The sequence below is a fragment of the Tahibacter sp. genome (genome assembly GCF_032229445.1).
Lineage (GTDB): Bacteria > Pseudomonadota > Gammaproteobacteria > Xanthomonadales > Rhodanobacteraceae > Tahibacter.
Genome location: NZ_JAVTWC010000019.1, coordinates 58,772 through 78,276, shown reverse-complemented (window position 1 = coordinate 78,276; position 19,505 = coordinate 58,772). Strand labels below are relative to the sequence as shown.

The 19,505-nt window shown below is 66.6% G+C and carries 17 protein-coding genes; 11 read left to right on the top strand and 6 right to left on the bottom strand.

Annotated elements, in window-relative coordinates:
* Positions 1–68: 68 nt before the first annotated feature.
* The 4 genes from RUU78_RS04670 to RUU78_RS04655 are packed head-to-tail and all read right to left on the bottom strand — an operon-like array spanning position 69 to position 5,947.
* Positions 69–3,323 (bottom strand): efflux RND transporter permease subunit, encoded by a 3,255-nt coding sequence (locus RUU78_RS04670; RefSeq protein ID WP_313914160.1) that lies wholly within the window; start codon positions 3,321–3,323, stop codon positions 69–71.
* Complete coding sequence (locus RUU78_RS04665; protein ID WP_313914158.1) at positions 3,316–4,356, bottom strand: efflux RND transporter periplasmic adaptor subunit; 1,041 nt, start codon at positions 4,354–4,356, stop codon at positions 3,316–3,318. Before RUU78_RS04665 ends, RUU78_RS04670 begins: the two co-directional genes overlap by 8 nt.
* A gap of 58 nt (positions 4,357–4,414) precedes the next feature.
* Positions 4,415–4,630: a DUF2892 domain-containing protein gene (locus RUU78_RS04660; RefSeq protein ID WP_313914157.1), complete on the bottom strand. Its 216-nt coding sequence runs from the start codon at positions 4,628–4,630 to the stop codon at positions 4,415–4,417.
* Positions 4,631–4,663: 33 nt separating this feature from the next.
* Positions 4,664–5,947 (bottom strand): FAD/NAD(P)-binding oxidoreductase, encoded by a 1,284-nt coding sequence (locus tag RUU78_RS04655; RefSeq protein WP_313914155.1) that lies wholly within the window; start codon positions 5,945–5,947, stop codon positions 4,664–4,666.
* 302 nt (positions 5,948–6,249) lie between these two features.
* Between RUU78_RS04655 and RUU78_RS04650 the strand changes: the two genes are divergently transcribed.
* The 4 genes from RUU78_RS04650 to RUU78_RS04635 all read left to right on the top strand — a co-directional run bounded on the left by RUU78_RS04650 (position 6,250) and on the right by RUU78_RS04635 (position 9,043).
* Positions 6,250–6,537, top strand: a complete 288-nt coding sequence (locus RUU78_RS04650) for a metalloregulator ArsR/SmtB family transcription factor (RefSeq protein ID WP_313914153.1) — start codon at positions 6,250–6,252, stop codon at positions 6,535–6,537.
* 379 nt (positions 6,538–6,916) lie between these two features.
* Entirely contained in the window at positions 6,917–7,363 is a 447-nt protein-coding gene (locus tag RUU78_RS04645; protein WP_313914151.1) for a universal stress protein, read from the top strand.
* 262 nt (positions 7,364–7,625) lie between these two features.
* Positions 7,626–8,471 carry a CHAD domain-containing protein gene (locus RUU78_RS04640; protein ID WP_313914150.1) on the top strand — a complete coding sequence of 282 codons (846 nt, stop codon included), beginning with the start codon at positions 7,626–7,628 and terminating at the stop codon, positions 8,469–8,471.
* Positions 8,472–8,551: 80 nt separating this feature from the next.
* Positions 8,552–9,043, top strand: a complete 492-nt coding sequence (locus RUU78_RS04635) for a hypothetical protein (protein ID WP_313914147.1) — start codon at positions 8,552–8,554, stop codon at positions 9,041–9,043.
* Positions 9,044–9,159: 116 nt separating this feature from the next.
* On the opposite strand, the gene RUU78_RS04630 is transcribed toward RUU78_RS04635, so the two are convergent.
* Entirely contained in the window at positions 9,160–9,876 is a 717-nt protein-coding gene (locus RUU78_RS04630) for a murein L,D-transpeptidase catalytic domain family protein (RefSeq protein WP_313914146.1), read from the bottom strand.
* A gap of 31 nt (positions 9,877–9,907) precedes the next feature.
* Here RUU78_RS04630 and RUU78_RS04625 point away from each other — a divergent pair, with 31 nt between their 5' ends.
* Together RUU78_RS04625 and RUU78_RS04620 are read left to right on the top strand one after the other, a co-directional pair.
* The gene (locus tag RUU78_RS04625; protein WP_313914144.1) at positions 9,908–11,602 is read left to right on the top strand and encodes a L,D-transpeptidase family protein; all 1,695 of its coding nucleotides are present in this window, start codon (positions 9,908–9,910) and stop codon (positions 11,600–11,602) included.
* A gap of 69 nt (positions 11,603–11,671) precedes the next feature.
* Positions 11,672–12,649: an ADP-ribosylglycohydrolase family protein gene (locus RUU78_RS04620; protein WP_313914143.1), complete on the top strand. Its 978-nt coding sequence runs from the start codon at positions 11,672–11,674 to the stop codon at positions 12,647–12,649.
* A gap of 20 nt (positions 12,650–12,669) precedes the next feature.
* Here RUU78_RS04620 and RUU78_RS04615 read toward each other — a convergent pair whose 3' ends face one another.
* The gene (locus tag RUU78_RS04615; protein WP_313914142.1) at positions 12,670–14,067 is read right to left on the bottom strand and encodes a delta-60 repeat domain-containing protein; all 1,398 of its coding nucleotides are present in this window, start codon (positions 14,065–14,067) and stop codon (positions 12,670–12,672) included.
* A gap of 290 nt (positions 14,068–14,357) precedes the next feature.
* Between RUU78_RS04615 and rfbB the strand changes: the two genes are divergently transcribed.
* From rfbB to RUU78_RS04590, 5 genes are all read left to right on the top strand, one after another.
* Positions 14,358–15,413: a dTDP-glucose 4,6-dehydratase gene (gene rfbB / locus RUU78_RS04610; protein ID WP_313914141.1), complete on the top strand. Its 1,056-nt coding sequence runs from the start codon at positions 14,358–14,360 to the stop codon at positions 15,411–15,413.
* 60 nt (positions 15,414–15,473) lie between these two features.
* Positions 15,474–16,358 carry a glucose-1-phosphate thymidylyltransferase RfbA gene (gene rfbA, locus RUU78_RS04605; protein WP_313914140.1) on the top strand — a complete coding sequence of 295 codons (885 nt, stop codon included), beginning with the start codon at positions 15,474–15,476 and terminating at the stop codon, positions 16,356–16,358.
* Complete coding sequence (rfbC, locus tag RUU78_RS04600) at positions 16,355–16,912, top strand: dTDP-4-dehydrorhamnose 3,5-epimerase (protein ID WP_313914139.1); 558 nt, start codon at positions 16,355–16,357, stop codon at positions 16,910–16,912. Before rfbA ends, rfbC begins: the two co-directional genes overlap by 4 nt.
* Positions 16,913–17,010: 98 nt before the next feature.
* Positions 17,011–17,931, top strand: a complete 921-nt coding sequence (rfbD, locus tag RUU78_RS04595; protein ID WP_313914137.1) for a dTDP-4-dehydrorhamnose reductase — start codon at positions 17,011–17,013, stop codon at positions 17,929–17,931.
* 82 nt (positions 17,932–18,013) lie between these two features.
* Positions 18,014–19,450: a mannose-1-phosphate guanylyltransferase/mannose-6-phosphate isomerase gene (locus RUU78_RS04590; protein WP_313914135.1), complete on the top strand. Its 1,437-nt coding sequence runs from the start codon at positions 18,014–18,016 to the stop codon at positions 19,448–19,450.
* Positions 19,451–19,505 lie beyond the last annotated feature (55 nt).

Below are 19,505 nucleotides of genomic sequence, written 5' to 3'. Positions count from 1 at the left end.
GCGTCTGCCGAATCACAGGGGCGGGACCGGAATCGGCTTCGGTCCCGCCGCCGTTTCCGGGGCCTTCGTCAGCTGCCTGCGTGCGGCACCGCGCCGATGTGCTTGAGCAACGTGAAGTACAGCAGCGGAATGACGACCAGTGTCAACGCGGTCGAAACCAGGATGCCGAAGATCAGCGAAACGGCCAGCCCGTTGAAGATCGGATCGTCCAGGATGAAGAACGCGCCCATCATCGCCGCCAGGCCCGTGAGCAGGATGGGCTTGGTGCGCACCGCGCAGGCCTCTACGACGGCATTCTCGGGACTCCTGCCCTCCGCGACGGCCTGGTTGATGAAGTCCACCAGCAGTATCGAGTTGCGCACGATGATGCCTGCCAGCGCGATCATGCCGATCATGGACGTCGCCGTGAATTGCGCGCCAAGCAGCGCATGCCCAGGCATCACGCCGATCACGGTCAGCGGGATCGGCGCCATGATGACGAGCGGCACGAGGTAGCTTCGGAACTGGGCGACCACCAGCAGATAGATCAGCGCGAGGCCCACCGCATAGGCTATTCCCATGTCGCGGAAGGTTTCGTACGTGATCTGCCATTCACCGTCCCACTTGATCGAGAAATCGCTGGTGTCGTCGGGCTGGGCGATGAAGGTCTGCGCGATCTTCTGTCCGTCCACGCTGTCCCGGCGAAGTTGGCCGACGAGGTCGAACATGCCGTACAGCGGGCTGTCGAGCCGGCCCGCTTCGTCACCGGTGACATAGACCACCGGAAGCAGGTCCTTGTGCAGGATCGCGCCGTCCCAGGGCGCCTGCTGCACCGTCACCAGTTCCGACAGCGGCACCAGCTGGTTGCCTGCGCCGCGCACCCGCAGGTCGAGCAGGCGTGCGATCTGCGACTGGTCCGCAGCCGGCAGGCGCAGACGTACGGGGCGCGGGTACTTGGATGCGCCGTCGTGCACATAGGCCGCGTCCAGGCCAGACACCGCCGCACTCAGCGCATCGGTGATCGCCGACTGCGGCACGCCGAGCCGTGCGGCGCGCGCGCGGTCGATCACGACCGTCTCCCGCACCGCATCGCTCTCTACGCTGGTATCGACATCGACGACGGCGTCCGTGCGCAGGAATTTCTGTTCCAGCGCCAATGCCAGCGTGCGGCTGCGCGCGTAGTCGGGACCGTAGATCTCGGCGACCAGCGGCGACATCACGGGCGGGCCCGGCGGCACTTCGACGATCTTTACCGACGCGCCGTGAGCCTCGCCGATCGCGGCCAGGTGGGGGCGCAGCCATCGCGCGATGTCGTGGCTCTGGCGCTGTCGCAAATGCTTGTCGACGAGATTGACCTGCAGATCGCCGACTGTGCTGCCGTTGCGCAGGAAGTACTGGCGCACCAGCCCGTTGAAGTTCATCGGTGCCGATGTGCCGGCGTAACCCTGGTAGTTCAGTACCTCGGGTACGCCGTCGAGCACTGCGGCGAGTTTGGTCAGCAGTGCGTTGGTGGCTTCCAGCGTGCGGCCCTCCGGCATATCCACCACGACCTGCAGCTCGGACTTGTTGTCGAACGGCAGCATCTTCAGCACCACCCACTGCACGACGGCCAGCGATGCGGCGAGCAGCACGAGTGCCGCGATGCCGCCGTAGAGCAGTCTGCGCCGGCGCGGGCCTGCGTCGGGCGCAAGGAATGGCAGCATGACGACGGCGAACAGACGGTGCAGGCGGCCTTGGCCTTTCGCCCCCGCCGCGTCGTGGTCATCGCCAGGCGCTTTTGCCGCCGCGTGCCGTCCGAGCAGTTTCAGCGACAGCCAGGGCGTCACCACCAGCGCGATCGCCAGCGACAGCAGCATGCCGACCGAGGCGTTGATCGGAATCGGCCGCATGTACGGCCCCATCAGGCCGGACACGAAGGCCATCGGCATCAGGGCCGCAATGACCGTGAACGTCGCAAGGATGGTCGGGCCGCCGACCTCGTCCACGGCCGGCGGGATCGACTCGCGCAGGCTCTTGCCGTCGCGGGTCATGTGCCGGTGGATATTCTCGACGATGACGATCGCATCGTCGACGAGGATGCCGATCGAGAAGATCAGCGCGAACAGCGAGACGCGATTGAGCGTGAAGCCCATCGCCCACGACGCGAACAGCGTGACCGCCAGCGTGAGCACCACGGCGCTGCCGACCACGATGGCCTCGCGCCAGCCCAGCGCGAACAGCACCAGCAGGACCACCGAGCCCGTCGCGAACACCAGTTTCTCGATGAGCTTCAGCGCTTTGTCATTGGCCGTCCGGCCGTAGTCGCGAGTCACGGTGACATGCACGCCATCGGGGATCAGTTCGTCCCTCAGCGTCGCGATCCGGCGGTTGACGGCGCCGGTGATGTCGGCCGCATTGCTGCCGGATTTCTTCGCGATCGCGATGGTGACCGCCGGTGTCAGGCCGTGCGCCGGACCCGGCTGCGTCGGCGGGGCGCCGTGCCAGACATAGCGCGTGGCGATGTCGGCACCGGCTTGCACGACGGCGACATCGGCCAGCCGCAACGGCCGGCCTCCGTCCAGTCCGACGATGAGACTGGATACGGCATCGGCGTCGACGAGAAAGGTGCCGGCGGTGACCGGTACGGCCGTGTCGCCGCCGATCCGTTCGCCGATCTGGCGCACGCTGCTGGCAGCCTGGAGCGCCGAGGCGAGATCAGGAACCGTCAGCCCGAACGCGGCGAGTTTCGCCGGATCCAGCGTGACGGACACGACGCGGTCCGGTGCGCCCAGGGTATATACGTCGCGCGTGCCCGGGATGCGCTTGATCTCCGCTTCGAGCGTGTGTGCCACCTCGGCCAGGTCCGTAGCGCTGCGGTGCGGATCATCCGTCCACAGGGTCAGCGCCATCACAGGCACGTCGTCGATGCCTTTGGGCTTGATCAGTGGCTGGCCCGCGCCGACGCCCTGTGGCAACCAGTCCTGGTTGGAAAATACCTGGTTGTAGAGGCGCACGATGGCGGTCTGGCGTGGGATGCCGACGGTGTATTCGACGGTAAGGACGGCCATGCCGGGACGACTGATGGAATAGACGTGCTTCACACCGTCGATTTCGGAGAGCTTCTGTTCGAGCGGCGTGCTGACGAGTTGTTCCACGTCCCGCGCGCTGGCACCGGCAAACGGCACGAAGACGTTCGCCATCGTCACATCGATCTGCGGCTCTTCCTCGCGCGGGGTGATCAACACCGCGGCCAAGCCGAGCAGCAGCCCCACGATCGCAAGAACGGGCGTCAGCGGATTGGACTGGAAGGCGGCAGCCAGCCGGCCGGAAAGACCCAGTGGAGCCTTGGCGCCGGAGTCACTCACCGGATTGTCCTGCCGCCTTGCGCTGGGCAACCAACGCCTGCAGCGCTGCGACGGGATCCGCGGCGACCTTCTCGCCCTCCGCGAGTCCTGCCAGGACCTCTACCTGCCCGTCCGCCCGTGCCCCGAGGCGCAGCTGTCGCAGGAACAGCCGGTTTCCGTCCAGGACGTAGACACCGCTGACCTCGCCGCGCTGCACCAGCGCGCTCGGTGGAATCCGCACGACAGGGGCAGCGCCCTGGACGGCGAAAACGACCTTTGCCGTGGCGCCGGGCCGGGGCGCATCCGTCAGTTCGGGCAGAACGACGCGAACGGTCACGCTATGGGTGGCCGGGTCGGCGGAGGGGAAAACAGCGACTTCCGCAGCGTCGACGCTTCGCCCGTCGGCCAGCCACACTTGCGCGCGCTTCAAGGTCCCGATGGAGTCCGCTTCCGATTGCGGCACCTGCACCTGAATGCGCAATGCGCCGGGCGAGTAGAGCGATATCAGCGCCTGTCCGACAGCGATGCTCTCGCCGGGTTCGACATGGCGTGAACTGATCACGCCGGCGAATGGCGCGCGCACCACCGTGTAGTTCATCTGCTGCTCGGCCTGCATGAGCTGAGCACGCGCCGCGTCGCGGGCGGCGACGGCGCTGTCGCGTGTTGCGCGCAGCTGATCGATCTGCAGACGGGACACCATCTGTTTTGCCGCGAGCGCGGAATAGCGCGTCAGCGTGGCTTCGGCTTCTGCGGCCGCCGCCGTGGCGGCGTGCAGCTGCGCGCGCGCGACATTCGCGCCAGCCTGCTGCTCGACCGCGGTGAGACGCAGCAGAACCGTGTCGGCGGGGACGTGGTCGTTGACGTCGGCGTCGACGGTGGCCACGCGCCCGGCCGTCTGCGCCGACAGGTCGGCACGCTGTACCGCCTCGATCACGCCGTCCCACGTGCGGCCCCGGTCGGTGCCTGCGGCCTGTACCGTTATCGTGGACAGCTCCCGCAGCGGCGGCAGTTCAGCCGCTTTCCGGTCAGTGCCGCACGCGCTGAGCACCAGCACCAGGCTTGCAACGAGCATTGCGCGCATGCGCCTCACCTCGATTCGCTCCTGCCGCCGTTCACTTGAATCCGCAGCCGGCCGGCATTCCCCTGCCCATGCCCAGCTTGCGCAGGACCATCGCGGCAGGGCAGAAGCCGGTGAAGCTCGACTGCAGCAGGTTGAGACCTACAAAGGCCGTCAGCAGCCACCACCAGGGCGAAACGAATTGCGTCAGCGCGACGCTGAGCAAGATCATCACGCCGGCAAACGCCAGTACGGCTCGGTCCAGATTCATGGGGTTCTCCTGTTGTGGCCAAAGGTGGGAGGTTCAATGCCCGTCATGCTTGAGCCGCTCGATGCCGAGCGCCTTCATCACGTACTTCTCGTAGATCGGCTCCGACGTTCCGTGGCGCATCTTGAAAAGGAAATATTTCTCGAAAGCGACTTTTGCCAGGTGTACCCACTTACCCTTCCTGGCCCAGGTGACGTTGCGCGGTGGCATCTGGGGCAGCGCGACGAAAGCCACGCCGCTGTCGCCCATGTCAGCCAGGCACACGGCGTTCCAGGTGCCCTCGAAATCGGCCGCCTCACCGTTCAATTCGGCGGCGATGTTGCGCACGATCGTCGTCACCATCGACTCGATCATGAATCCGGTCTTCGGCGCTCCGGTCGGGATCGGCGTGCTTTCCACCGGCGGTATGGCAATGCACACGCCGGCGGCAAAGATGCGCGGGTACTTCAGGCTGCGCTGATGCTTGTCGACAAGGACGAAGCCGCGCGGATTGCACAGGCCCTCTACCGCCGCCACCGCGTCGACGCCCTTGAATGCCGGAAGCAGCATCGCGTATCCGAACGGCAGCACGTGCTCATGCCTGGGCTGCGCGCCGTCATCGTGCTCGATGACGCGCGCTTCTCCCGGGCGGACCTCGGCGACCTTTGCATTGGTGATCCACTTGATGTGGCGTTGACGGAACTCCGATTCCATCAGCCCCTTCGAGTCCCCGACGCCGCCGAGGCCCATGTGTCCGATGTAGGGCTCGCTGGTCACGAACGTCATCGGCACGCGATCCCGCAACTTGCGCTTGCGCAGATCGGCATCGAGGATCAAGGCAAATTCGTAGGCGGGTCCAAAGCAACTCGCGCCTTGCACCGCTCCGATCAGCACCGGACCCGGGTTTTCCAGGAACCGCTGATACGCCGTCCAGGCCTGCTCTGCGTGGGGCGTGGTGCATACCGAATGGGTGGAGCCACCGGCTGGGTCGCTGCCCGGTACATCCTCGAACGCGAGCTTCGGGCCTGTGCAGATCAGCAAGTAGTCGTAACCGAAGCGCTCGCCGCCTTCGGCAACGACCGTGTTGGTGGTCGCGTCGATCTGAGCGGCCGCATGCGGAACGAATCCGATATCCCGTTTGGCCAGGTACGTGCCGGCGTCGAGAGTGAATTCCTCGGCCTTGCGCCAGCCTACCGCGAGCCACGGGTTGGACGGGGTGAAGCTGAAGCGCTCGCCGTTGCCGAGCACCGTGATCGCATGCCCCGTACCGAGCGTCTCGCGCAATTCATAGGCCGCGCTCATTCCGGCCAGTCCCGCGCCGATGATCAGAATCCTGGCCATGCGCATTCTCCTTGTGGAGTAAGCCTCACTGTCCCACCTGCGCCAGGCACTGCATTGATGCAGGTCAATGCAGGCGCGCGCTCCGGACTGCGATTGATATTAGATGTGTCTAATATTAGAGTCAACTAATAAATTGAGACGTGACGTGACGTGCCGCGGTCGGTTGCCGCACCGTCGCTTGCAGGCGTTGGGGGTGGCATCATGTCGCCAGGCAGCGGCGGAATACGGCCGCATATTCATTTGCGCGCGGGAGGGACCTGATGACGCGCCGTGCTACGCGCTCCCGATCCACTGCAGATCAGATGAACGCGCATGCAGCCGAAGCATCGCGCCTGCTCAAGGCGCTGGCCAACGAGAAGCGGCTGATGATCCTGTGCCTGCTTGCCGATGGCGAGCGCACCGTCGGCGAACTCAACGGCCTGCTCGATCTGAGCCAGTCGGCGCTGTCCCAACATCTGGCGGTGCTGCGGGAGGACGGACTGGTGTCCACCCGCCGCGATGCGCAGAGCGTCATTTACTCGCTGCCGGAGGGCCCGGCCCAGCGCATCATCGGGGTCCTGCATGCCGAGTATTGCGGCGGCCGGAAATGAAGGCGTTCCCGCGGCGTAGCACCGGCTGAGCGGATACCGGCCGCGCTCGCGCTGGCGGCGGCATGATCCGGTGCGTCGCGGCGAGCGATCTCATGCGGTCTTGATGCAAATCAACGTCGTGCACCACCGCAGCGGGACACTGGAGCCGTCGTCCAGATAGCCCCGCATACACCGTGAAAACGATCCGATCGGCCGCCCATCCCGTGAAGTCCGTCGTTCGACGGTACCGCTATCGCGGGCGTCGGCCTTCGCACGCCGCAGGCGCGGTCCCCGACGGCCGAGCGCGGTGCGCCTGAGCATCACCCATCCCGACCTGCACCGGCGCGCCGTCGCATGAGCAGGTTGCGCGACTGCATGCCCCCAACCAGAGGAGATCGACATGTACAAGCACCTATTGTTGCCGACGGACGGATCGGCCTTGTCCCGCCACGCCGTCGAGTCCGGGATTCGTCTGGCCAGCGCGCTCGGCGCGCGGGTCACCGTCTTCCATGCCGCGCCCGAGTTCCATACCTTCACCGTGCAGCCCGAAATGCTCGAGGAAACCCGCAGCGAATACTTGCAGCACGCGGAGATCCGCGCCGGACTCCACTTCGAGGATGCCCGCACACTCGCTGCGGCAGCAGGCGTGCCCTTCGATACTGCGTACGTCGTGAGCGACACCGTCTACGTCGAGATCATCGCCGCCGCCGAAAAGCACGGCTGCGACCTCATTCTCATGGCGTCTCACGGCAGGCGTGGTGTGCAGGCCGTGCTTCTCGGTAGCGAGACGCACAAGGTGCTGACGCATAGCAGCATTCCGGTACTGGTCTACCGGAGTGATTCCTAGCTGCGCGACCGCCGAACGGCGCAGGCGCCGCCGCGCCACGCGCGTGACGGTGTAACGGGGCAGGGGCCGCGGCAGATGGACTGCAACCGGTCCGGTCCACGCGGTCCCTGTTGCGCCGTTCCCCGCCGTTTCCGACCGGCGCGGCCGCCTTACAGCGCGCTCCGGCAGGGGGCGCCGGGCAGGGTGGGGTGGCGCTTTTCGGATGATCTGGATCAAGTCTTCGCGCCGGCCCGTCCATTACGCTGGCTGGCGGAGACATCGCATGACCCTCAGTAAAGCGGCGAACGGCGTCACGAAACCTGATCATCGGGCAAGCGCTGGCGGTGGCCGGCTCGGGCTGGACCTGCAGCGCTTTGCGCATGACCAGCTGACGATGGCGCAAGCCCATCTGGCGCGCCCGGGAGACGACAGGCACGACGGCGTACACGAGGCTCGAAAATGCTTGCGCCGGACCCGCGCCGTATTGGCCATGGGTACGAAACCGTGGCGAAAGTCGCTCGTGGCGGTGGATCTCGAATTGCGACGGATCTGTCGTGGGTTGTCCTGGGTCCGTGATGCGCAGGCGCTCGTGGAATCCCTGGCACGCCTGGAGGGCAATCCCGCGATCACCGCGGACATCCATGCGCGGTCGCTCGTGGCCGCGACCCGGCGCCGGGACGAAGTGCTGGCCCACGCCTTGCAGCGCGATGCGGATTTCGCCAGGCGTCGACGGCGTATTGCGAACGTCGATGCGCGGCTGGCCTCGCTGGACTGGAGCACGGTGGATACACACGCCGCGCTGGCTGCGCTCCGGCGCAGCGAGCGGCGCCTGCGCCGTTCGCGACACAAGGCCATGGCGAAGCCCGACGACGATGCGCGTTGGCATACCTTCCGACGCCGACTGCGCCGGTGGCGACAGCAGATCACCGTGCTGGATGCGATCGCGCCGGAGACGACGCGCGGGCTGGACAGCCGTGACGCGCAGGCCGTGCTGATGGGCGAGTTGCAGGATGACAGCCTGTTGTTGGCGCGCTGCGCCGGTCGGTCCCCGTTCCCGAGTGATTGCCGCGCGGCGATCCGACAGATTTCCCGCCACCGTCTGTCGCGCCGCAGCGCAATGGCGGAATGACCGCAACCCGTGCAGGCCCATTCCGTGGAACGGCAGACCCCATGGCAACGATCGAAATCCGCATCCGGACCCTGGCCCAGTTGTTCGAGTCGCTGGACCCGGCGCCGTTTCGTGAACGCACGTTGGATCCCGACGCCGAAAGCTACATCGTCGATTGTGCGTCGGAATTCCCGCCCCAGGCCGAATTGCTACTGCGCATCAACGCACCCCATAGCGTCTGCATCCATGCCGCCGACACCGTCGAGGCAATCCACAACCATTTCGGATTTGCCTATCTGCAGGCGGAACACCGGAACCGCCGCCGCATGCACGCGGGCCGGGTGGCCCTGGCCATCGGTCTGGCCGTGATGGGCGTCAGCCTGACGGTGCGCGCGCTGCTCGGTGCCTGGGCGATGGCCCCGCTCGGTGCCGTCGTCGCGGAGGGGCTGCTGATTCTCGGCTGGGTAGTGCTCTGGCGACCCGCCGAGATCCTGCTGTTCGAGCGCTGGGAAAGTCGGCAACAACGACTGCTGCTAAAGCGCCTGGCGCAGGTCCGAACCGAATTCAGCATTGTTCCGGGCGACCCGCAGTGAGTGGCCCTGGCCGGACCGGCACCGCTTCGCGTCCTGCGGGCGCCGCGGCTTCGGCAAACGCCGGACCTGCGCGCGAGACTTTCGTCCGCGTCGCCGCGGCAACGGCTGGAAATGCATCAGCGGGCCGCCCGCGCAAACGATGGTTGCGGGCCGGTGGCGCAATGGAGATAGGGCGAAGCCGCGAGCCATTGCGAGTCAGGGTAGTAAGCGAAAACGTATTGGCCGTCCTTGAGGTGGTCGATCAGCGACTGGGCCACTGCGGTGCGGACCGCGGGACAACCCCAGCTCCGCCCCAGGCGCCCCATGGCGTCGAGCCGGTCCGGATTCACATAGGAGGCACCGTGGATGACGATTGCCCGGCGCAAGGCATGGTCGTTGACGCCGGATTCCAGCCCCGACAGCCGCAACGAATAACCATTGCGCCCCTCATAGGCGTTCATCGTCTGGAAAAGGCCCAGGCTCGTGGCGAGGCTGCCTTCGGCATTCGAGAACGTGTGCGTCAGGTTGTCCCCCGAATTGCGTCCATGAGCGACCCACTCTTCATGCAGCAGCGCCGGCTTGTCGAGATCGAATACCCACAATCGTCTCTCGGTCGATGGCCGGGAGTAGTCGATGATGGCCAGGCGGGTGGCTGGTGGATGCCCTCCCTTGACCGCGCAGGTTATCGCGTTGAGTGCGAGCCCCAGGACGGCGGGATCGGCATTCGGCGCGGTGTGACTCAGGGCCCGGGCGTCGACGAAATCGGCAATGGCCCGCTGCGGAATACTTACGGCCAGGGCGATGACAAGTAGAGCCAGGCGCCGGGCCGGCGCAGGTGCGGATGCAGGTGTCATGGTCTGTCCGAATGGAGGCGGAACCCGGCCAATGCAGAATTTCCCCGTTGAACATCATGACGATGGCTTCGCGTGGCTGCAGTCGACAGGTGCTGTTCGTCGATTGGTGCGAGTCGTCGCGGCGCTGTGGATGTCGTGGTTGCCGATCGTGGTCTTCGGTATGCCGTGCGTGGCCGATCCGGAATCCGGACCGCCGCATTCTTGTCCGAGACTTCCGCCACTATCAAGCTCGACCACGCTCGATGCGGCGCTCGACCAATTCTACGAACTGCGTTCCTGCAGGCTGGCATGGGCCGATACCGTACGCCTGGACCGGCTCATCGCCGGGATCAGGGCCCTCGAAGGCGACGGTCTGGTGCCGGCGGACTATTTCCTCGACCGGCTTGAGCGCATGCGCGATCGGCCGGCGTCCGCCGCGGCCCCGTGGGACGCGGAATCCGATGCGCTGGCGACACGCGCCTATCTGCTCGCATTGGCGCACCTGTATTACGGAAAAGTGGTGCCGCGGGAGCTCTATCCGGACTGGAACTTCGAGCCGCGCGCGGCCAATCTCGCCGACGGTCTGCGGGTCGCGAACTCGGCCCTCGACGAGGGCGACATCGCCGCGATGTTCGCGCGCGCGCGACCGTCCCACCCGGTGTATGCCGTGCTGCGCGAGGCACTGGGCCGGTTGCGCGCCATTGCCGCCGTGGGCGGATGGCCGTCGATCCCGGCCGGCCCGACCCTTGAACCGGGTGCGCGCGATCCGAGCGTTCCCGCTCTGCGGCATCGACTGGCAGTCGCCGGGTACGGCACCGATGCTACGGAAGATCCCGAACTCTATGACCCCGTCCTGGCGCAAGCGGTACGGGACTTCCAGACGGAGCAGTATCTGGATGTGGACGGCAGGGTCGGCGCAGCGACTCGGGAGGCGCTCAACGTCCCCGTCGCGGCGCGTATCGATCAGGTCCGGGTCAACCTGGAACGTGCGCGCTGGCAGTTGCCGGAAATCAAGGATGACTTCGTCCTTGTCGACATCGCCGGATACAAGGTTTCGTACTACGAAGGCGCGACCCTGAAATGGATGTCGCGCGCGCAGGTCGGGCGACCCTACCGCCGTACGCCCAGTTTCAGGTCGGTGATCACCCACGTGACGTTCAATCCGACGTGGACCGTCCCGCCCACGATTCTTCGAAACGATGTGCTCCCGAAAGTGCGTCGCGACAGCGCGTACCTGGCGGCGCACCGGCTCCGCGCATTCGACGCGGCAGGAAATCCGCTCGATCCGGCAGGCATCGACTGGAGCCGTGCTTCCGGTATTTCGTTGCGCCAGGACGCTGGCGCCGACAATTCCCTGGGGCGCGTAGCCATCCGTTTTCCAAACCCGTACGGCGTCTATCTGCACGATACGCCGCACACCGAGCTTTTCGATCGCCAGCAACGCGCATTCAGTTCCGGCTGCATTCGCGTCGAGCGGCCGCTGGAACTCGTCGAATTGTTGCTCGACGATCAGAGCCGGTGGAATCGGGCAGCCCTGCTGCAGGTCACGCAGAGCGGCGTCACCCAATCAGTGGCCCTGCCGCGCCCGGTTGCGGTATTGCTGATGTACTGGAGCATCGACCTGCACGACGGCAAGCGGACGGCCTACAAACGTGACGTATATCATCGCGATGCGGCGGTCCTGGCTGCCCTGGATCGCCCAACGGCCCTGTGGCCCGGCTGGGCTCCCGCCTTCTGCCCCTTCTGATGGCGATCGGCCAGTTGCATAGTCCACGAGCGCCGCGGCCGATCATGTCGCATTCCCCGGAGGCTCGCGATGCAGTCCATTGATGACGGCAGTCCCGCCGATCGGATCGCCGGCGGTCTCGTCGGCCTGCTGGTCGGTGACGCGCTCGGCGTTCCGTATGAATTCCGCGCCGCTCGCGATCTGCCGCCGTTCGAGCAGATCGACCTGCAGCCGCCGCCGGATTTCGTGCGTTCGCATGCGCGCGTACCACCGGGTACCTGGTCGGACGACGGCGCGCAGGCGCTGTGCCTGCTCGCGTCGTTGCTGCACTGCGGACAGATGGACTTGCATGATTTCGCGAACCGGATGGTCAACTGGCGCGACTACGGCTACCTCGCCGTCGACGGCGACGTGTTCGACGTCGGCATCCAGACCGCGTACGCGATCCAGGCGCTGCGCGACGGCGCGGACCCGACGCAGTCCTCGCCCGTGGACGAGCGCCGCAACGGCAATGGTTCATTGATGCGCGTGCTGCCGCTCGCGCTGTGGCATACCGGCAGCGATGCCGAACTGATGCGCGACGCCGCGTTGCAGTCGCTGCCGACGCACGCGCATCCACGCGCTCATGTGGCCTGCGCGTTCTACTGCCTCTGGGCACGGGCCGAGCTACGCGGCGAGATGGGAAGCTGGGCAGCGGCGGAAGACAGTCTGCGACGCCACGCGGATGAGGCAGGACTGCCGGTGGCGGAAATCGAACTCGTGCTCGATTCGCGCCAGGCGCAGCAGGTCAGCGGCAGCGGCTACGTCGTCGACACCCTGTGGTCGGCACGTCAGATGATCGATCGCGAAACCTGTTACGCCGATACCGTGCGCTCGGCAGTTGCGCTCGGCAACGACACCGACACTACCGCGGCCGTAGCCGGCGGCATTGCCGGCATCCGCTTCGGACTGCACGGGATCCCGTCACAGTGGCGCGGTGCGCTGCGCGGGCGCGAACTGCTCGATCCGCTGCTGGAAGCGTTGCTTGCGAACGCTGCGCCCGACGCCTGGAAAAGCGCGGCACGCTGAGCCGCGCGCCGTGCGCGGGTCTATTGCAAGCCGTTGCGGAAGATCCGGTCGGGCAGTGGCCCGGTATTGTTGGTGATCCGCAGCGAGAGGTTGTGGCCGCGGTCCGGGTCGTCGGAGACGAAGAACGTGCCGGCGAACAGCGGCCGGCCGCGTGCGTCGAGATGCAATTGGCCCGCCGCGTTCGGGCCGGGGTCGGCAAGGCCGCTGCCGCCGATGAAGCACAGGCCGCTGTTGCTGGTCAGGCAGTCGCCGTAGCCGGCGATCGGTGTGAGGGTCGCACTGAAACCCTGGGCGATGAACAGATTCGGGCCGGGGCCGCTGTCACCCGTGGCGATGACGCGCGTGCCAAGGCCGTCGGAAAATCGCACGTCGGTAAAACGCGCGTTGCCGCTGATGCCGTCCTCGAGTCGCTCGTTCAGCTGGCCGCCCGCGCCGCTGAAGCGCGCGACGGCGGCGCGCCTCGCCGAGCCGTCGTCCGAATAGGTCGTGCCGGCGACCGCGATGTCGTTGTTGCTCGCCACGTCGATGCCGAGGATTTCGTCGGAATGCGCACTCAGCGTACCGAAGTAGTACACGCGCTTGCCGTTGTTTATGCCGGCATAGCCGGCATTGAGCGTGCAACTGGTGTTGCAGAACGCCGTGTCGAGCGAGCCGTCCTGGTTGAGCTGCGCCAGGACCGGCCGCGTGCGCGAGATCGCGCTGTCGAGGGCGATGCCGCCGAGCACGATCTTGCCGTCATTGCGCACGGCGACGGCATTGGCCTGGTCCACCCGCGTGTTCGGGCCGAGGTCGAAGAACACCGTGGTCTTGCCGTCGCCGCTGAAGGTCGTATCCAGGCTGCCGTCGATGGCGCGCAGGCGCGCGATGGCAAAGTCGCTGTCGGCGACCGACGCGCGTTGCGCCGAGCCGACCACGATGATGTTGTCGTCGCGGTCCACCGTGACGGCCAGCGGATAGTCGTTGTTGCCCTGTCCGAGGCCGAAATTGACGATGGTGCCGCCGTCGCCGGCAAAGCTCGTGTCGTCGCTGCCATCGGCATTGAAGCGCACGATACCGAAGTCGATGCCGTCGGCACCCGCGCCCTGGTAGTTGCCGACCACGATGATGCGGCCACGGCTGTCCACCGTGGCGGCCTTTACTGATTGCAGCGCCGCGGCCTTGATGCGGGATCCGATCGCAGTGAAGTTCGCGTTCCAGCGATCGATGCCGATGCAGACCGGATCGCCGCAGACCCCGGACTGGGTGGGCCACGCATGTACCAGGACCATATTGCCATTGGGTTGTGGCAGCCGCGCGATCGCGGTGAAGCTGACCAGGCCGTTGCTGGTCGAGCGGAACGCCGGTTCGATCTGTTCGGCCGTGCTCGCGGCGCTGGCCGCAGCCAGGAGCAGGAACGTGAGGAAATGAGAAACGCGCATGGCAGGACTCCGCTGCGGAAAGGTCAGCCGAGGAATACGCAAGCAGGGCGCCAGCCATGACAGTCACGATTTCCGTACTGTAGCGTCCGCTTTGGCGCGGCCGGCCCAAGCGAGGGCGCCTGTGGCGGCCTTCTGGTACGCTTTCGGGCTTTCCGGCCGCCTCCTGGCCGGCGTAGGCACCTCAAAAAAGCCGAGGTGCCGGCGGCACAGGGATGTGTCGCCCGCGATCGGGCGCATGAGCGCCTGATCGGCGAGATAACCATTTGGGGACCTTGGAGCGACCGTAGCGCATGAAAACCCTGCTCGTGACTGGTGGCGCCGGCTTCATCGGCGGCAACTTCGTGCTTGACCTGCTGGCCCAGGGCGGCTTCCGCGTGATCAACCTGGACAAGCTGACCTATGCCGGCAATCTCGATACGCTGGCTCCGCTGAAGGCGAACGCGGACCACGTCTTCGTCCAGGGCGACATCGGCGACGCCGCACTCATCGAATCCTTGCTGGCCGAGCACAAACCCGATGCGGTCGTGAACTTCGCCGCCGAATCGCATGTCGACCGCTCCATCGACGGTCCTGCGGAATTCGTCCAGACCAACGTGGTCGGCACACTGAACCTGCTCGAACGCGCGCTGGGCTACTGGCGCGGCCTGACGCTGGAACGCCAGGACGGCTTCCGCTTCCTGCATGTGTCCACCGACGAGGTCTACGGCTCGCTCGGGCCCGTCGGCAAGTTCACCGAGGAAACCGCGTACGCGCCGAATTCGCCGTATTCGGCCTCCAAGGCCGCCTCCGATCATCTCGTGCGCGCGTTCCACCACACCTACGGTTTTCCGACCCTGACGACGAACTGCTCGAACAACTACGGGCCGTACCAATTTCCCGAAAAGCTCATCCCGCTGATGATCCAGAAAGCACTCGCAGGCGAAGCACTGCCGGTCTACGGCGACGGCCGCAATGTGCGCGACTGGCTCTACGTGCGCGACCACTGCCGCGCGATCCAGCGTGTGCTCGAGGCCGGCCGCACCGGCGAGGTCTACAACGTCGGCGGCGATTCCGAGCGCGAAAATATCCATGTGGTGAAAACCATCTGTGCACTGCTGGACCAGCGCCGTCCGCTGGCCGACGGCCGCCGCCGCGAAAGCCTGATCACCTACGTCAAGGATCGGCCAGGCCACGACCGCCGCTATGCGATCGATTCGGGCAAGCTGCAGCGCGAACTGGGCTGGATGCCGCAGGAAACCTTCGAAAGCGGCATCGCGCGCACGGTCGACTGGTATCTCGACAACCAGTCCTGGTGCGGCCGCGTGACCGACGGCAGCTATCGCCTCGAGCGCCTCGGCGGCGCGTGAGTGCATGAACAGGGCAATCCGCCGCGCCTCGCGCGGACTTCGCAACGCAGGGCATCGAACGTGACCAAGAAAGGCATCATCCTCGCCGGCGGCTCCGGCACGCGGCTCTACCCGCTGACCCAGGTGGTCAGCAAGCAGCTGCTGCCGGTCTATGACAAGCCGATGATCTACTACCCGCTCAGCGTGCTGATGCTGGCCGGTATCCGCGAAGTGCTGGTGATCAACACCCCACACGAGCAGGCGCTGTTCAAACAGCTGCTCGGCGACGGTTCGCAGTGGGGCATCTCGATCACCTACGCCGCGCAGCCGTCGCCCGACGGACTGGCCCAGGCCTATCTGATCGGTGCGGACTTCGTCGGCACCGATCCGTCCTGCCTGATCCTCGGCGACAACATCTTCTACGGCCATGGCTTCACCGACGTGCTGCGCCGCTCCGCCTCGCGCGAACGCGGTGCGACGGTATTCGGCTATTACGTGCACGATCCGGAGCGCTACGGCGTGGCCGAGTTCGACGCCGCCGGCCGCGTGGTCGGCCTCGAGGAGAAGCCTGCCGATCCGAAATCCAACTACGCCGTGACCGGGCTGTATTTCTACGACGGCCGCGCAGTCGATTTCGCGCGCACGCTCAAGCCCTCGCCGCGCGGCGAGCTGGAAATCACCGACCTCAACCGCTGCTATCTCGACGACGGCACGCTGATGCTGGAAAAGCTCGGCCGCGGCTATGCCTGGCTCGATACGGGCACACACGACTCGCTGGTCGAGGCATCGAACTACATCGAGACCATCGAGAACCGGCAGGGACTCAAGGTCTGCTGTCCCGAGGAAATCGCCTATCACAACGGCTGGATCGACGTCGCCCAGTTGCGCACGCTGGCCAGGCCGCTCGCCAAGAACGGCTACGGCCGCTATCTGCTGCAGATCGCCGAGCACGGAGTGGTGCCTTGAAAGTCATCCAGACGCGCCTGCCGGGCTGCGTGGCGATCGAGCCGGCCGTGTTCGGCGATGCGCGCGGTTTTTTTTACGAAAGCTACAATGCGGAAAAATTCAAGGCAGCCGGGCTGGACCTGCGCTTCGTGCAGGCGAACGTGTCGCGCTCGGCGCGTGGCGTGTTGCGTGGCCTGCACTACCAGTGGCCCAATCCGCAGGGCAAGCTGGTCAGCGTGGTCGAGGGCGAGGTGTTCGATGTCGCTGTCGACATCCGCCGCGGCTCGCCGACCTTCGGCCAGTGGGCCGGTGTGATGCTGACGGCCGAGAACCATCGCCACTTCTGGGTACCCGAGGGCTTCGCCCACGGCTTCGTCGTGCTGTCGGAGTTCGCCACGTTCGCCTACCAGTGCACCGCGCTGTACGACGCCAAGGCCGATGCGGGTGTGCGCTGGAACGATCCGGCCATCGCGATCGACTGGCCGGTCAGCGCGCCGCTGCTGTCGGGCAAGGACGAGAAGGCGCCGCTGCTCGCCGATATCGCGCCGGAACGGCTGCCGGTCTGGAACGGTTAGCCCGCTTCGCGCGGATGGGCAAGGGGAGCGGCTCGCCCGCCGTTGCCTGTCCGCTCGCCGTCCATGCCTAAAACGTTCCACAACGATACAGGTGCCTTTTGAAAATTCTCCTGCTCGGCGCCAACGGCCAGGTCGGGTTCGAACTGCAGCGCAGTCTCGCGCCGCTCGGCGAGGTCGTCGCGGCGACACGCAGCGGCAGCTTGCCCGGCGCGGCCGCGTGTGAACGCGTCGACCTGTACGACACCGAAGCGCTGGATGCCCTGTGCATGCGCGTCGCGCCTCAGCTCATCGTCAACGCCGCGGCGCATACCGCGGTCGATCGCGCCGAGGACGAGGAAGAACTCGCCCTGCGCGCCAATGGCGCCGCACCCGGCGCGCTCGGCCGCTGGGCCGCGCGGCATGGTGCTGCCGTCGTGCACTATTCCACCGACTACGTCTTCGACGGCCAGGGCACGCGGCCTTATCGCGAAGACGACGCGACTGCGCCGATCGGCGCCTACGGCCGTACCAAACGCGCCGGCGAAGACGCGCTGGCGGCGAGCGGTGCGGCCTATCTGAATTTCCGCACGGCCTGGGTCTACGCCGCGCGCGGCGGCAATTTCCTGCGCACGATGCTGCGCCTGGCGCGCGATCGCGATCGCCTGGGCGTCGTCGCCGACCAGCGCGGCGCGCCGACGCCCGCGCGCCTGATTGCCGGCACGACCGCGTGCGTGCTCGCACGCTGGCTGCATCACGACGCGCCGACACGTGAGGCGATGTCGGGCAGCTATCACCTGGTCAGCGCCGGAGAATGCAGCTGGCACGATTTCGCGGTCGCGATCTTCGCGCAGGCGCGCGCCGCGGACCTGATTGCGAAAATTCCCGAGGTCGCGCCGATCGCGGCCGCCGACTACCCCACCAAGGCGCGCCGGCCGGCGTATTCCGTGCTCGACACGCGCAAGCTGCGCGAGACGTTCGGCCTGGACCTGCCGGACTGGCGGCACGGCCTGCGCGACGTCATCGGCGAGCTGGCCGCTTGAGGGATATGTCGCGCCAGCGCGTCGACACTTACCGACCGGGACGCGCGAGCACGTCCAGGCTTACTGATCCGGACACTTGCCCATGCTGATTCCCGTAATCCTGTCCGGCGGCGCCGGCACCCGTCTCTGGCCGGTGTCGCGCAGCGCCTATCCAAAGCCCTTCATGCGGCTGGCCGACGGCGAGTCGCTGCTGTACAAGACCCTCGACCGCGCGCTGGCCGTGGCCGACGACGGCCATGTGCTGACCGTCACCGGCCGCGACTACTATTTCCTGACGCGCGACGAATACGCGCTGCACCCGCAGGCGAACCTCGATCGCCTGCCGTTCCTGCTGGAACCGGCCGGACGCAATACTGCCCCGGCTATCCTGCTCGCCGCACAGCACGCGGTCAGCCATATCTCGCCCGACGCCGTGCTGCTGGTGCTGCCGGCGGACCATCTGATCCGCGAACTCGACCGTTTCGCCGCCGACGTGCGCCGTGCGCGCGAGCTGGCCGAGACCGGCTGGCTGGCCACGTTCGGCATCGTGCCCACGCACGCGGAGACCGGTTTCGGCTACATCCGCCTCGGTGCGGCGATAGCCGGCTCCGCGGGCAGCGAGGTCGCCGCCTTCGTCGAGAAGCCCCGGCGCGAAGTGGCCGAGACCTATCTCGCCGCCGGCGATCATCTCTGGAATTCGGGCATGTTCTGCTTCCGTGCCGATGCGCTGCTGCTTGCAGCCGCGCAGGCGTGTCCCGACGTGCTCGCCGCCGCGCAGGCCTGCCAGGCCAGCGCGATCAGCGGCGAAAGCCCGATCGAATACGCGCGGGAGGCCTTTCTCGCCCAGCCCGACATCTCGATCGACTACGCGGTGATGGAGCACGCGTCGCGCCGCGCCGTAGTGCCGGCCTCGTTCGACTGGAGCGACATCGGCTCGTGGAAGGCGGTCAGTGATCTCGAGCCCGAGTCCGACGAGCATGGCAACCGCGTGCGCGGCCAGGCCATCCTGATCGAAAGTTCCAATTGCTACATACAGAGTGACAAGCGCATGGTCGCCGCGGTCGGCGTGCGCGATCTCGTCATCGTCGACACCGACGACGCCGTGCTGGTCGCCGACCGCGATCGCGCACAGCAGGTCAAGCTCGTGGTCGACCGCCTGCGCGCGGACAAGCACGACGCGGCGGCCTTCCACCAGACCGTGCACCGGCCCTGGGGCAGCTATACGGTTCTGGAAGACGCCGACGACTGCAAGGTCAAGCGCCTCGTGGTCAAGCCCGGCCATGTGCTGAGCCTGCAGAAGCATCATCGCCGCAGCGAGCACTGGACCGTCGTCAAGGGCACGGCCAAGGTTCGGGTCGGCGAGCGCGAGTTCCTGCTCAACGCGAACGAATCCACCTTTATCCCGATCGATACGCTGCACCGGCTGGAAAACCCGACCGTAGAGGACATCCACCTGATCGAAGTCCAGTGCGGCGACTATTTCGGCGAAGACGACATCGTGCGGCTGGAAGACCGCTACGGCCGCGCGGCGCGCGGCTGAGCGGAGACCTGATCACGTTCGGCGCGATCGTCCCGCTTGCGGATAGGCCACGCGG